At 62.4% G+C, this 13468-nt stretch carries 13 protein-coding genes and 1 other RNA gene; 6 read left to right on the forward strand and 8 right to left on the reverse strand.

What is annotated here, in order from left to right; all coding sequences use genetic code 11:
* The 5 genes from EOB59_RS02185 to EOB59_RS02205 form a co-directional block, all read right to left on the reverse strand.
* Positions 1-1039: ABC transporter permease (locus EOB59_RS02185; protein WP_245486502.1), on the reverse strand; the 1039-nt coding region annotated here is incomplete at its 3' end.
* A complete protein-coding gene (locus EOB59_RS02190; RefSeq protein ID WP_013527941.1) occupies positions 1039-2136 on the reverse strand; it encodes a microcin C ABC transporter permease YejB in 1098 nt (365 codons plus the stop codon). The genes EOB59_RS02185 and EOB59_RS02190, both read right to left, overlap by 1 nt.
* Before the next feature lie 30 nt (positions 2137-2166).
* A complete protein-coding gene (locus EOB59_RS02195) occupies positions 2167-4035 on the reverse strand; it encodes an extracellular solute-binding protein (protein ID WP_128287543.1) in 1869 nt (622 codons plus the stop codon).
* A complete protein-coding gene (locus EOB59_RS02200; protein WP_128287544.1) occupies positions 4035-5912 on the reverse strand; it encodes an extracellular solute-binding protein in 1878 nt (625 codons plus the stop codon). The genes EOB59_RS02195 and EOB59_RS02200 overlap by 1 nt, the downstream gene beginning before the upstream one ends.
* Before the next feature lie 155 nt (positions 5913-6067).
* Entirely contained in the window at positions 6068-6742 is a 675-nt protein-coding gene (locus EOB59_RS02205; protein WP_127395781.1) for a cytochrome c family protein, read from the reverse strand.
* Between the two features lie 193 nt (positions 6743-6935).
* On the opposite strand from EOB59_RS02205, the gene EOB59_RS02210 reads away from it, so the two are divergent.
* Both EOB59_RS02210 and EOB59_RS02215 read left to right on the forward strand, forming a co-directional pair.
* Positions 6936-7664 (forward strand): 3-deoxy-manno-octulosonate cytidylyltransferase, encoded by a 729-nt coding sequence (locus EOB59_RS02210; protein WP_128287545.1) that lies wholly within the window; start codon positions 6936-6938, stop codon positions 7662-7664.
* A 9-nt stretch (positions 7665-7673) separates the two neighbouring features.
* Positions 7674-8537 carry a prephenate dehydratase gene (locus tag EOB59_RS02215; RefSeq protein WP_127395783.1) on the forward strand — a complete coding sequence of 288 codons (864 nt, stop codon included), beginning with the start codon at positions 7674-7676 and terminating at the stop codon, positions 8535-8537.
* Positions 8538-8614: 77 nt separating this feature from the next.
* On the opposite strand, the gene EOB59_RS02220 is transcribed toward EOB59_RS02215, so the two are convergent.
* The 3 genes from EOB59_RS02220 to EOB59_RS02230 are packed head-to-tail and all read right to left on the reverse strand — an operon-like array spanning position 8615 to position 10363.
* On the reverse strand, positions 8615-8920 hold the full coding sequence (locus EOB59_RS02220; RefSeq protein ID WP_127268465.1) for a Dabb family protein: 306 nt from the start codon (positions 8918-8920) through the stop codon (positions 8615-8617).
* A gap of 37 nt (positions 8921-8957) precedes the next feature.
* Positions 8958-9902: an NAD(+) diphosphatase gene (gene nudC, locus EOB59_RS02225; protein ID WP_128287546.1), complete on the reverse strand. Its 945-nt coding sequence runs from the start codon at positions 9900-9902 to the stop codon at positions 8958-8960.
* 41 nt (positions 9903-9943) lie between these two features.
* A complete protein-coding gene (locus tag EOB59_RS02230; protein ID WP_127807981.1) occupies positions 9944-10363 on the reverse strand; it encodes an HIT family protein in 420 nt (139 codons plus the stop codon).
* 169 nt (positions 10364-10532) lie between these two features.
* On the opposite strand from EOB59_RS02230, the gene ffs reads away from it, so the two are divergent.
* The 4 genes from ffs (at position 10533) to EOB59_RS02250 (ending at position 13335) form a co-directional block, all read left to right on the forward strand.
* An RNA gene (gene ffs / locus EOB59_RS02235) (signal recognition particle sRNA small type) lies at positions 10533-10629 on the forward strand.
* Positions 10630-10734: 105 nt separating this feature from the next.
* A complete protein-coding gene (locus EOB59_RS02240) occupies positions 10735-12546 on the forward strand; it encodes a DNA polymerase III subunit gamma/tau (protein ID WP_128287547.1) in 1812 nt (603 codons plus the stop codon).
* A gap of 30 nt (positions 12547-12576) precedes the next feature.
* Positions 12577-12900, forward strand: a complete 324-nt coding sequence (locus tag EOB59_RS02245; protein ID WP_013527931.1) for a YbaB/EbfC family nucleoid-associated protein — start codon at positions 12577-12579, stop codon at positions 12898-12900.
* A gap of 27 nt (positions 12901-12927) precedes the next feature.
* The gene (locus EOB59_RS02250) at positions 12928-13335 is read left to right on the forward strand and encodes a hypothetical protein (protein WP_128287557.1); all 408 of its coding nucleotides are present in this window, start codon (positions 12928-12930) and stop codon (positions 13333-13335) included.
* Positions 13336-13468: the final 133 nt, after the last annotated feature.

A 13468-nucleotide genomic window follows, 5' to 3' on the forward strand; every position in this document is an offset into this window, starting at 1 on the left:
ACGGCGCATTGAGGTTCCGCTGCGCCTGCTTGAGCAGTTCGCCGAGCGAGGCGGAGCCGGGCGGCAGGCCAAAGCCGAGGTAGTCGAGCGAGGTCAGCGTCGAGATCGAGCCTGAGAGCAGGAAGGGCATGAAGGTCAATGTCGCCACCATGGCGTTGGGCAGCAGGTGCCGGAACATGATGGTGCGGTTGGGCACGCCGAGCGCCCGGGCCGCGTTGACATATTCGAAATTGCGGGCGCGCAGGAACTCGGCCCGCACCACGCCGACCAGCGCCACCCAGGAGAACAACAGCATCAGGCCGAGCAGGATGAAGAAGCCCGGCGGCAGGATGGCGGCGACGATGAGCAGGAGATAGAGCACGGGGATGGCGGACCAGATTTCGATGAAACGCTGGAACAAGAGATCCGTCCAGCCGCCGAAATAGCCTTGCACGGCGCCGGCCGCGACGCCGATCAAGGCCGAGCCGGCGGTCAGGATCAGGCCGAACAGCACCGAAATGCGGAAGCCGTAGATGACGCGCGCCAGCACGTCGCGCGCCTGGTCGTCGGTGCCGAGCCAATTCCAGTTGCCGACGATGCAGGCGGGGTCGGCGGCACCCTGCGGATACTGGTTGCAGCGCTTCGTGGCGTCATACTGCCAAGACGGCCTGGCCGGCGCTGCTTCCGGAATGGCGTTGTTGACGGTCTGATAGGAGTAGCGCACCGGCGGCCAGATCATCCAGCCATTGGCGTTGATCTCGTCCTGGATGACCGGGTCGCGATAATCGGTGACGGCATAGAAGCCGCCGAATTTTTCCTCGGGGTAGGCGACCAGCACCGGAAACAGGATCTCGCCCTTGTAGGAAGCGATGATCGGCTTGTCGTTGGCGATGAACTCGGAAAACAGCGACAGCACGAACAGGACGAGGAAGATCCACAGCGACCAGTAGCCGCGGCGGTTGGCTTTGAAGTTCTGCAGGCGCCGCTTGTTGAGCGGCGACAGAAACGGCCGCTTGATCCGCGCGGGTGCCGCGTCCACGGGTACTGTAGCCTCCGACATCAGACGTCTCTCCGCTCGAAATCGATGCGCGGATCGACCCAGGTGTAGAGCAGGTCGGACAAGAGACCGACGAACAGCCCGAGCAGCGAGAAGATATAGAGATTGGCGAACACCACCGGATAGTCGCGCTCGACCACCGACCGGAAGCCGAGCAGGCCGAGGCCATCGAGGGAAAAGATGTTCTCGATCAGCAGCGATCCGGTGAAGAAGGCCGAGATGAAGGCCCCGGGAAAGCCGGCGATGACGATCAGCATGGCGTTGCGGAAGACGTGGCCGTAGAGCACCTGCCGTTCCGACAGACCCTTGGCCCGCGCCGTCACCACATACTGCTTGCGGATTTCTTCGAGGAACGAGTTCTTGGTCAGCAGCGTCGTGGTGGCGAAGGCCGACAGCACCAAAGCGGTCAGCGGCAAGGTCATGTGCCAGAAATAGTCGACGATCTTGCCCCACCAGGACAATTGATCCCAATTGTCCGAGGTGAGGCCGCGCAACGGAAACCAGTCCCAGAACGACCCGCCGGCAAACAGCACCATCAGCATGATGCCGAACAGGAAGCCAGGTATGGCATAGCCGACAATGACGACGCCGCTCGTCCAGACGTCGAAGGGAGTGCCGTCCTTGACCGCCTTGCGGATGCCGAGCGGGATCGAGATCAGGTAGGACAACAGCGTGATCCACAGCCCGATCGAGATCGACACCGGCATTTTTTCCAGGATCAGGTCGAGCACCGAAATGTCGCGGAAATAGCTGTCGCCGAAATCGAAGCGTGCATAATTCCACAGCATCATGCCGAAGCGCTCGAGCGGCGGCTTGTCGAAGCCGAACTGTTTCTCCAGCTTCTTGATGAATTCCGGATCGAGCCCCTGCGCGCCGCGATATTTCGAACTGACGTCACCGGCGGCATCGAAATTGCCGCCGGCACCCGCGTCGCCGCCACCGCCGCCGAGGCGGTCGCTGCCGCCCTGATTGGTCAGCCGGGCGATGACCTGTTCGACCGGACCGCCCGGCGCGAACTGGATGACGGCGAAGGATATCGCCATGATGCCGAACAGCGTCGGGATCATCAAAAGGATGCGGCGCAGGATATAGGCGCCCATCAGGCCTTCTGCCCTCGTTGAGCGAACATCTCAGCCTTTGCCAATTCTTGCCGCCTTGCCCTTATCGAACCACCACAGCGTCTCGACCGGAAAGCCGAAATCGGGCTTCTGTTCGACAAAGCCGAACATGTCCCAATAGGCGACGCGGTGATTCGCCAGATAGTATGTTGGAATCCAGTCGAGGCGCGCGCGCAAGACCCGGTCGAGCGCTCTGAGCGCCGTGACGAGTTCAATACGGTTTTTCGCCTTGCCGGCTGCCGCGATCAGGGCGTCGATGGCCTTGCTTTCGGTGCCCGGATAGTTGCGTTGCCCCGGGATTTTCGCCATACGGGAATCATAGAGCATCTGCAGGCTGTCGTCGGTCGGCGTCGCCCCGATCGACCAATGCAGCAAGGCAAGATCGAAGTCGTAATTGCTGTGCCGCTGCTCATACTGCGCCGAATCGATTTGCCGGATCGATGCGTCGATCCCTATTGCCTTCATATTCTCGGACCACGGGGTGTAGATGCGAACGATGCCGTCGTCCTCCGCCAGCATTTCGACCCGCAGCCGCTCACCCTTGTCGTTGACGACGAAACTGCCATCGCGTTTCCAGCCGGCTTGCGCGAGCAATCTCGAAGCCTCGCCCAGCAGCTTGCGGTCATGACCCGAACCGTCGGACAGGGGCTGTGTTACCGCTTCACCGAAAACCTCTGGCGGCAACTCGGCCCGGAACGGCTCCAGCAGGGCCAGTTCGTCAGGCGAGGGCAGGCCGTCGGCTTTGTAATCCGATCGTTCGAAGTTCGATTGAGAACGCTCGTAGGAGCCGTAAAACAAGGCCCGCTTCATCCATTCGAAATCGAAGCACCGGGCGATCGCCCGCCGCACCCGCTCATCGCGGAATTGCGGACGGCGCTGATTCAGCGCGACGCTCTGCATGTCCGGCGTCTTCTCACCGGGAAAGTCCCGTTTGACGACCTTGCCGTCCTTTAGCGCCGGAAAGTCGTAGCCGGTCGCCCATACCCGCGAGGTGAATTCCTCGCGGAAATGCGTGTCGCCTTTCTTGAAGGCCTCGAACGCCGCCTGCCGGTCAAGATAGAAGTCGATGCGGATGCGGTCGAAATTGTAGAGGCCGCGGTTCACTGGCAGATCGCGGCCCCAATAGTCGGCCACGCGGTCATATTCGACCGTCTGTCCGGCCGCCACGCGTCCAATCTTGTAGGGACCCGAGCCAAGCGGCGGTGTCATGGTCGAAGCATCGAAATCATTGGCCGTATAAAAGGCCTTGGAGACGATCGGCATCCCCACGATCGCAAGGATGTTTTGCGCCGACTGTTTGCCGTTGAAAGTGAGGTTGACGGTGGCGGGATCGACCGCAACCACGTCGGTCATGTACCGCAACGCCTGGGAAAGGTTCGGATGGCCCTTGTCCTTATAAAGCTTCAGCGCGAAGACAACGTCGTCCGCGGTCAGCGGCGAGCCGTCATGAAAACGCGCTTGCGGTCGCAGGGCGAAGCGGAAACCGTTGCGGTCTGGCGACAGGGTAACGGTTTCGGCGAGCAGGCCGTAGGCCGCATCCGGCTCATCGAGCGCGCTTGTCATCAGGGAATCGAAACAGAGTTCGGCGCGCGGCGGAGCCTCTCCCTTCAACACCAGGAAATTCAGGGTGTTGAAGGTCAGGAAGCTCTGATTGAGGGTCGAGTTCGGCGGCGCGAAATTCATCTGGCCGCCCTTTGGGGCGTCAGGATTGACGTAGTCGAAATGCGCGAAATCGGGTTTGTATTTGAGGTCGCCGAAGGCCGACAGGCCGTGCAGCTTGGTGCCGGTCGCAGTGTCGGCGAAGGCCTTGCCGGGCAGCAAGGCGGCGGCTGCCGCGGCACTGCCCAGGGCCAGGAAGTCGCGGCGGGGAAGGGCCGCCATCAATTGCCACCCTTGTACTTGGCCGCCAGCGCCTTCTCCTTGTCCGGGTCGATCCACCAGGAATCGATGTCGGCTCCGGCATAGGCAGGCTGCTTGTCGGGGAATTTGAACTTGTCCCAATAGGCCAGCCACACCGCCGACCGGTAATATTGGGGAACCACGTAGAAGTTCCACAGCAGGATGCGGTCGAGCGCATGGGTGGCGGCGACGAGATCGTCGCGATCGGTCGCGAAGATAATGCGATCGACCAGCGCGTCGACGGTCGGGTCCTTGATGCCCATCAGATTGCGCGAACCGGGCGAGTCGGCAGCTTTCGAGCTCCAGAAGTCGCGCTGCTCGTTGCCCGGCGATTCCGACTGCTGCAGCATCCCGGTAACGACATCGAAATCGAAATTGTTGACGCGGTTGATGTACTGCGTCTGGTCGATGATGCGCAAAGTGGCGTCGACGCCGATCTTGCGCAGATTGGCGATGTAGGGGCTGGCGATGACCTGGTCGGTGTCGTTCCAACCGAGGATTTCAAACTTGAACGGCGCGCCGGTCTTGGCATTGACCATCTTGCCGCCCTTGATCACCCAGCCCGCCTTGGCGAAGAGATCGACCGCCTGTTTCAGGTACTTCCGTTCCGCCTGCGGTGAATCATAAACCGGCAGCTTGAATTCCTGGGTGAAAAGTTCGGGCGGCAGCTTGTCTCGGTGTTTTTCCAGGATTTCCAGTTCCTTGCCCTGCGGCAACCCGTTCGAGGCCAGTTCGGTGCCTTGGAAATAGCTCGACGTGCGGGTGTTGAAGCCGAAGAACAGTGTGCGGTTCATGCTCTCGAAATCGAACGGAATGGTCAGCGCTTCACGCACCAGCCGGTCCTGGAACAGCGGCCGCCGCTGGTTGAGGACGAAGCCCTGCATCGGTTCCGGCGCCTGGGTCTGGAAATCCTTCTTGATGACATCGCCGGCTTGGAATGCCGGGAAATTGTAAGCCGTCGCCCATTTGCGCGAACTGTATTCGCGGTTGATGTCTTCCAGCCCACCCTTGGTGAAGGCGAGCCAGGCAGCGTTGTCGTCCAGGATATAGGTGTAGCGTCGGGTGTCGAAGTTCTCACGGCCGATCTTCACCGGCAGCTTGGCCGCCCAATAGTCCGGCACACGCTGCCAGATGATTTCCGAGCCCGGCTTGAAGCTGGCGATCTTGTAGGCGGCTGAACCGAGCGGAATTTCCAGCGTCGGCTTGGTTACGTCTCGCTTCTTGCCGTTGGCATCGGTGCCTTCCCACCAATGTTTCGGCAGCACGGCAAGGTCGCCGATGATCTTGGGCAGTTCGCGATTGCCCTTCTGGTTGAAATGGAACTCCACCTCGCGATCCGAAATCGCCACCGCATCGGTGACATTTTCAAAATAGCGGCTGTATTGCGGGCTGTTGGCCTTGAGCACATGAAATGACCAGATCACGTCATCGACGGTGATCGACTGGCCGTCATGCCATTTGGCGCGCGGATCGAGCCGGTAGGTCGCGGAGGAATAATCATCAGGATATTTGTAGGCATCGGCGATCAGCGGATGGCTGGTGCTGCCTTCGTCGGTCGCTTGCTCCATCAGCGTGTCGTAGAGCAGGCCGCCGCCGAACCCGACCAGGCCCGCGGCCGGTGATCCCTGGACGACGTAGGGATTGAAGCTGTCGAATGTGCCTGGCACCACCGAATTCAGCGTGCCGCCCTTGGGCGCGTTCGGATTGACGTAGTCGTAGTGCTGGAAATTGGCGCCGTATTTGGATTCGCCGATCAGCGATGAGGTGGTGCGCCATTCGTCGGCGCGGGCAGCCTGCAATCCCGCCGCCAGAAGGGCTGCCGCCAGCAACGACTTGAGAAGCGTTCGGCCAACCGTCATGCACTATCCTCTTCGCAATGCCCGTTCATGGCAATCTAGATGATTTGGCGCTCGTGAAAACCGCCATGCGCGGCTTTGTCGCCGCCTATGCGGTTTCCCCAACAAAAAAGCCGGGCTGAACCCGGCTTTTTCAAGGTCGTCGAGATGATATCTGGCTATTGGGCAGGCGCCGGTGCCGGTGCGGCCGGAGCCGGGGCGGCGGGAGCGGCCGGCGCGGCACCCTCAGCCGGCTTTGCCGGAGCGGCTGCATCGGCGGGCGCGCCTGCATCGGCGGCGGCACCCGGCGCCGGCAGCGGCTTGGGATTGTCCGACAACGTGCGCAGATAGGCGATAACGTTGGCGCGGTCTTCTTCCTTCGGCAGGCCGGCAAAGCCCATCGCTGTGCCTTTCACGTCCTTCTTGGGCGACGTGATGAAGTGGTTGAGGTTGTCGTAGGTCCACTTCTCTGTGCCGCCCTTGGAATATTCCTTCATCCCCGCCGAATATGCGAAGCCCTCGTGAGAGGCGACCGGACGGTCGACGATGTCCCACAGGTCGGGGCCGACTTTGTTCGGACCGCCTTTTTCGCCGGAATGGCAGGCCTGGCACTTCTTGAAGATGGCAGCGCCTTGTTCGACACTTGCGTTGGCCAGAAGATCTGCGATCGGCTTTTCGGCTGCTGCAGGAGCGGCCGGGCCGCCCTCGGCGGGCTCGGCGGCCTCGATGGCGAAACCGGGCTTTTCCGGCGCCGGCGAGGCAAACAGCGCGTCCGACACAATACCGACCGAGAAGACGACGAAAACGGTTCCGAGCAATCCGGCGAGCAGTTTGTTGACTTCGTTGGAATCCATACGCCCCTTGCTCCCTTTTCCGGCGGACAGAACCGTCCACTCCGTCCGTCGGTATCGTGACCCGTCCTGCCAGGGCGGTCAAATCGGGCGGAAACTAGGTCTTTTGCTGCGGCGTTGCAACACCTATAAGGGCGCTTCCAGTGAGACCTTTTGCCACTTTCCCTGTCCTCTTTCGAGACGCCTTGCACCCGAAATGTCCACGCTGATCCTGATCCCGGCCCGCATGGCTTCGACCCGCCTGCCGGGCAAGCCGCTGGCCGACATCGCAGGCGCCCCGATGATCGTCCATGTCGCCCGCCGTGCCGCCGAAGCCGGCCTTGGACGGGTGGTGGTGGCGACCGACACGCAAAGCGTGGCGCAGGCGGTGCGCGCGCACGGTTTCGAGGCCGTGATGACGCGCATGGATCACGAATCCGGCTCCGACCGGATCCACGAGGCGCTGATCGCGCTCGACCCCGGGCGCAAGGTCGAAACCATCGTCAATGTGCAGGGCGACCTGCCGACGATCGATCCCGCGATCATCGCCGCGTCGCTCAGGCCGTTCGAGGACGGGGCGGTGGACATCGCCACGCTCGGCGTCGAGATCGTCCGTGACGAGGAAAAGACCAACCCCAATGTCGTCAAGATCGTCGGCTCGCCGCTCTCGGGCAGCAGGCTGAGGGCGCTCTATTTCACCCGTGCCACGGCGCCTTGGGGCGAGGGGCCGCTCTACCATCATGTCGGCCTCTATGCTTACCGCCGCGAAGCACTCGAGCGTTTCGTCGCGCTGAAGCCGTCGCCGCTCGAACGGCGCGAGCGGCTGGAGCAGTTGCGGGCGCTGGAAGCCGGCATGCGCATCGACGCCGAGATCGTCCAGTCGCTGCCGCTCGGCGTCGACACGCCGGAAGACCTCGAACGCGCCAGACAGATCCTTTCAACCTGAGATATCGGCATGCCTGAAAAGACCAACAGAATATCCTTCCAGGGCGAGCCGGGCGCCAATTCCGACACCGCCAGCCGCAACATGTTCCCTTCGATGGACCCGTTGCCCTGCCCGACCTTCGAGGATGCCTTCAACGCGGTCGAGACCAACAAGGCCGACCTTGCCATGATCCCGATCGAGAACACCATTGCCGGGCGCGTCGCCGATATCCATCATCTCTTGCCGGAATCGAAGCTGCACATCATCGGCGAATATTTCCTGCCCATCCATTTCCAGCTGATGGTGTTGCCGGGCGTCAGGCGCGACGAGATCAAGACGGTGCACAGCCACATCCACGCGCTTGGCCAGTGCCGCAAATACATCCGCAAGAACGGCTGGAAGGCGATCGTCGCCGGCGACACGGCCGGCGCCGCCAAGATGGTCTCCGAGGTCAAGGACCGCACCATGGCGGCGCTGTCGCCCGCGCTGGCAGCGACCCTCTACGGGCTCGATATCATCGAGCAAAACGTCGAGGACACCGACTCAAACGTCACCCGCTTTGTCGTCCTGACCAAGAACAAGCAATGGGCCGAGCGCCCGTCGCCTGACGTCAAGATGATGACGACCTTCATCTTCCGCGTCCGCAACGTGCCGGCCGCACTCTACAAGGCGATGGGCGGCTTCGCCACCAACGGCATCAACATGACCAAGCTGGAGAGCTACCAGCTGGGCGCTTTCACGGCGACGCTGTTTTACGCCGACATCGAGGGCCATCCCGACGACCCGCTGGTCAAGCTGGCGCTGGACGAGCTTCGTTTCTTCTCGCGCGAAGTGCGGATTCTGGGCGTCTATCCGGCCAGTGGGTCGCGTGAGCAGTGGAAGGTGGCGGACTGATCGCTACTGGGCATGATCTCCGGACAAACGAAACCGTTTGTCCTAGAAAACCGGTTTCCACTTTTCGGGACCATGCCCTAGATCACCGCGCCTAGCGGCACATAGTCGATCTCCATGAAGGTCTCGACCTCCGGCACCCAGCGGTCGCGCACGAAGGCGACATGGTCGGGATGGTCGTTGTACCTGTTGTAGGCGGCCTGGTCGGCGAACTCCATCGAGAAGCCGAAACGATAGTCGTTCTTGGGGCTGATCTGCCGCAATTGCTCGAAATGCGTAACGCCTCTGATCGCGGTGAGGATTTTCTTGGCGTCGACCAGGAACCGCTTTTCCTCCAGCGAATGCGGCGGATGCTTCAGCGTGAAAACGACGGTGTGACGGATCATGTCCTGCTCCTGCAATGTCTTTCGGTGTTCGCTGCCATCATTCCGAGTCGACCCAAGCGCGGATAAGGTGATGCGCAATGGCGCCTTTCGGCGGCGTGACCAGATTGTCCTTGTGCGTCCTTTCCAGCATCAGGCGCACCTCGTCGCGAAAAAACCAGCGGCAGTCCTCAAGCTCGTTGAGATCGGCCTGGATGTCGTCGTTGAGCGGCTCGCCGAAGCAGCCGATCATCAGCGAATAGGGAAACGGCCAGGGCTGGCTGGCGTGGTAGACGACGCGGCCAAGCCGGATGCCGGCCTCTTCCAGCGTCTCGCGGCGCACCGCCGCCTCGATCGTCTCGCCCGGCTCGATGAAGCCGGCAAGGGCCGAGTACATGCCCGGCGCGAAATGCCGGCCGCGCCCGAGCAGGCACTTCTCCCGCGTTGCCGTCAGCATGATCGCCACCGGGTCGGTGCGCGGAAAATGCTCGGTGCCGCAATTCGGGCAATGGCGCTTGTAGCCGCCCGCCCGCATCTGCGATTCTGTACCGCATTTGCTGCAGAAGCGATGGCTGGCATGCCAGGCAAGCAGGGCCGCCCCTTGCGCCATCGCGCCAGCCGCCGCCTCGTCGATCAGCCCTTGCATGTAGACCGAGCGGTAGTCGATGGCCTTGACTGTTTCCGGAAGCTGTTCGGGTTCGACGCCGGCGGGCACGGCCAGCACCGGTCCTCGTTCGGAAAAGCCGAGCAGGATGCCTTGCGCCAGGGAAACCTTGAAGGGCTCGCTCTCGGTGGCGCCGAACCAGGGATCGAGAGCGCCGCCATCGCCGAGCTTCAGATAGAGCCGGTCGCCATGCATCAGAAGCAGCCGCGTCGCCGGATCGGCCAGCGCCTTGTCGACCGAGTCGTCGGCCCGGTTCTCGGACTGCCGGTCGATCGTGTTGCCGGCGAAGCCGACGAACTGGCTCGGCTCGCGCAAAGGCGCGTCAAACAGGCGGAAGCTCATGGGGACTCTGGAATATGTTGAGGGATGGACACTGGGAACGCTTATAGCGCCGCCTTGATCGTTTCGGCAAACCGTCGCAAGTCGGAACGTTGATAGGGCTCTCGCAGGCCATGTCCCCACACAGGGCCTGGCCAGCCGGGATCGCCTTCCGAACGCGCGATGACATGGATGTGCAGCTGGCGCACGATGTTGCCGAGCGCGCCGGTGTTGATCTTGGCGCAGCCGGTCGCCTTCTTCAGCGCCTGCGCCACCATATTGGTCTCGAAGGTCAGCATCGCCTGGTCGAGCGGCGTCATGTCATGGATTTCCTCCGCGCCGGGCCGCTGCGGCACCAGCAGCAGCCATGGCCAGCGGCGGTCGTTCATCACCCGCAATTCGCACAGCCCAAGCCACATCAACTGTTCGCTGTCCGCCTCCAGCCGTGCGTCCAGCGTAAATCCGGCCTCCAGGCCCGGCAACATCGGCGTTTCCCTTGCTTTTCTTGGTTTGCTCAACACATGAAGGCTAGAGCGGCGGCAAGGGGGCTGCAAGCGAATCATTGCGCCCTCACGGTTTGGTGCGCCGATTCGACATTTAACGATTTCTTCGGCGGACTTGCATTTCGTCGCGCAATTGCCGATATGGAAAGCGGGAGGTTGGTGGTGGACGATCCACTCGCCAACCGGGTCAGGTCCGGAAGGAAGCAGCCCTAACGAGCCCGGAACGGGTCATTGTTCCAGCCTCCCACCTCATCGGCCCCTCTCGCGACATTGACGACGCATTGCAGCGCGGGCGAGACTATGCGCAGGAATCGGCCGCCTTCGGGCGCGGCCATTTGGAGCTTTACGGGCGTATGAGCGAAGCCGGAAATTCGGGACCAAAAAGCCTGGAGATAGGCAAGGCCGCCGCCTATCGCGTGCTGGCGCGCAAGTACCGTCCTTCGAATTTTTCCGAGTTGGTCGGCCAGGAGCCGATGGTGCGCACCCTCACCAACGCCTTTGCCACCGGCCGCATCGCCCAGGCCTGGATGCTGACCGGCGTGCGCGGCGTCGGCAAGACCACGACGGCGCGCATACTCGCGCGGGCCCTGAATTATAAAACCGCCGATATCGACCAGCCTTCGGTCGACCTCGCCGTCCTCGGCGAACATTGCCAGGCGATCATGGAAGGCCGCCATGTCGACGTCATCGAGATGGACGCCGCCTCGCACACCGGCATCGACGACATCAGGGATATCATCGAGCGCGTGCGCTATGCGCCGGTCTCGGCCCGCTACAAGGTCTACATCATCGACGAAGTGCACATGCTGTCGACGCAGGCCTTCAACGGCCTGCTGAAGACGCTGGAAGAGCCGCCGCCGCACGTCAAATTCATCTTCGCCACCACCGAAATCCGCAAGGTCCCGATCACCGTCCTGTCGCGCTGCCAGCGCTTCGACCTGAGGCGCATCGACGCCGGCGCGCTGGTCGCGCATCTGTCCTCGATCTCGGCCCAGGAAGGCATTTCTGTCGACGACGACGCGCTGGCGATGATCGCGCGCGCCGCCGAAGGCTCGGCCCGTGATTCGCTTTCCATCCTCGACCAGGCGATTGCCCATGGCGCCGGCTCTGTCGGCGCCGATGCGGTTCGGGCGATGCTCGGGCTCGCCGACCGCGCCCGCATCGTCGACCTGTTCGAACATGTGATGAAGGGCGATGTGGCGGCAGCCCTTGCCGAATTCCGTGCGCAATATGACACCGGCGCCGATCCAGCCGCCGTGCTGACCGATCTTGCCGAATTCAACCATCTCGTCACCCGGCTGCGCTTCGTGCCGACGGCCATCGAGGATGCCTCGCTATCTGAGGACGAGCGGCAGCGCGGCGCCGATTTCGCCAGGACGCTGTCGGTCAGGGTGCTGTCGCGGACATGGCAGATGCTGCTCAAGGGCATTCCCGAAGTGCAGTCCTCCAACCGGCCGGTGAGTGCCGCCGAAATGGTGCTGATCCGGCTGGCGCATGCCGCCGATCTGCCGACGCTGGACGAGGCGCTGAGATCGCTCGAGGGCGCTGCGCCCATGCAGAATGGCGCGCCGCGCCCGAATGGGACGCCGGCAAGTTCCGGCAATGGCGGTGGTGCCGGCGCGGTGGCGCAGACGCGCATGCCATCCGGATCGGGCGGGGCACAGAGCATGCGGCTGGTCGAGGCCTCGCCTGCTCCCGTTGCCTACGTCGCTCCGCCGGAGCCTGCCATGGAATCGGCGCCGCTGAAATCGCTGGCCGACATCATTGCCCTGGCCGATGCGCAACGCGACATCGCCTTCAAGGTGCTGGTCAAGAGCTGCATCCGGTTCGTGCGTATCGAGCCCGGCCGCATCGACGTCGGCCTGACCAGCGATGCGCCCAAGATGCTGCTCAACGACCTGACGACGAAGCTTCGCGCCTGGACCGGCCGCAGCTGGCTGGTCTCGCTGTCAAAGGAAGAGGGCGGCCAGACGCTCGCCGAAATGGAATCGGCCAAACGCGAGACGGCATTTCTCGATGCCAAGAGCGATCCCACCGTGGCCGCCATCCTGGCGCGCTTTCCCGGTGCCAAGATCATCGACGTGCGCATTCCAGACGCGCCGGAAGCCGAAACGACAGAGGCTGAAGTGCCGGTAGAGCCGCCGGCTGACGACGATGAAACCTGATCCAGCCACGAATCCGCAAAGGACCCGACCATGAAAGATCTTCTCGGCCTGATGGGCAAGGCGAAGGAAATGCAGGCCAAGTTCCAGGCCATGCAGGACGAGATCGCCACGCTGGAAGCGTCCGGCCAGGCCGGCGGCGGCCTGGTCAATGTGACGCTGACCGGAAAATTCGAGATGAAGTCGCTGAAGATCGATCCGTCTCTGTTCAAGGAAGACGATGTCGAAATCCTGGAAGACCTGGTGCTGGCCGCTCACAACGACGCCAAGACCAAGGTCGAGCAGATCATGCAGGAAAAGACCAAGGCGCTGACCGCAGGTCTGCCGATCCCGCCGGGAATGAAACTGCCCTTCTAGCATTCGGCGCGCGCGCCCATGATCGCCATGACCGAAGAGCCCTCCGAAAGACTGATCGAGCAGCGTATCCGCAACAGGATCTACGAGATCCTGGAAATCCTGGCCGATTGTGACGACGGCGTCGATCTCGTCGGCATCAAGGGTTATTTCTATCTGTTCGAGGATTTCGTCCATCGCCCGTCGATCGAAGCCGGCACATCGGCGCTTTCAAAGGACGAGCGCGCGATCGTGCTGGAGATCGCCGAATTCCTGGAGGCGGCAAGCGAGACAAATCCGGACTTCACCAAGGCTGAGTTCATAGACAGCGACTGGCCGGCAAAGATCGCGCCGACGGCCAGGGAGGCGCGGACGCTGTTCCTCCGGCGCGGCCTGTTTTCGGAGAAGGTCGAGGAGCTTGAGCCCGGCCAGCCGGCGGCCATTACAGTGGGGCACTAATTCACTTTTAGGCCATGCAGCTGTACCAATTTGGCAACAGAGCCTCATCAATAACGTTTTGGCCATCATTTTGCCCGAAAGTGTCTCATTCTTGCCGCAGCCTGGGGGCGGGCATGGAAGTGAGAGGGTTACC

It is taken from the genome of Mesorhizobium sp. M7A.F.Ca.MR.176.00.0.0, assembly GCF_004023165.1.
Lineage (GTDB): Bacteria > Pseudomonadota > Alphaproteobacteria > Rhizobiales > Rhizobiaceae > Mesorhizobium.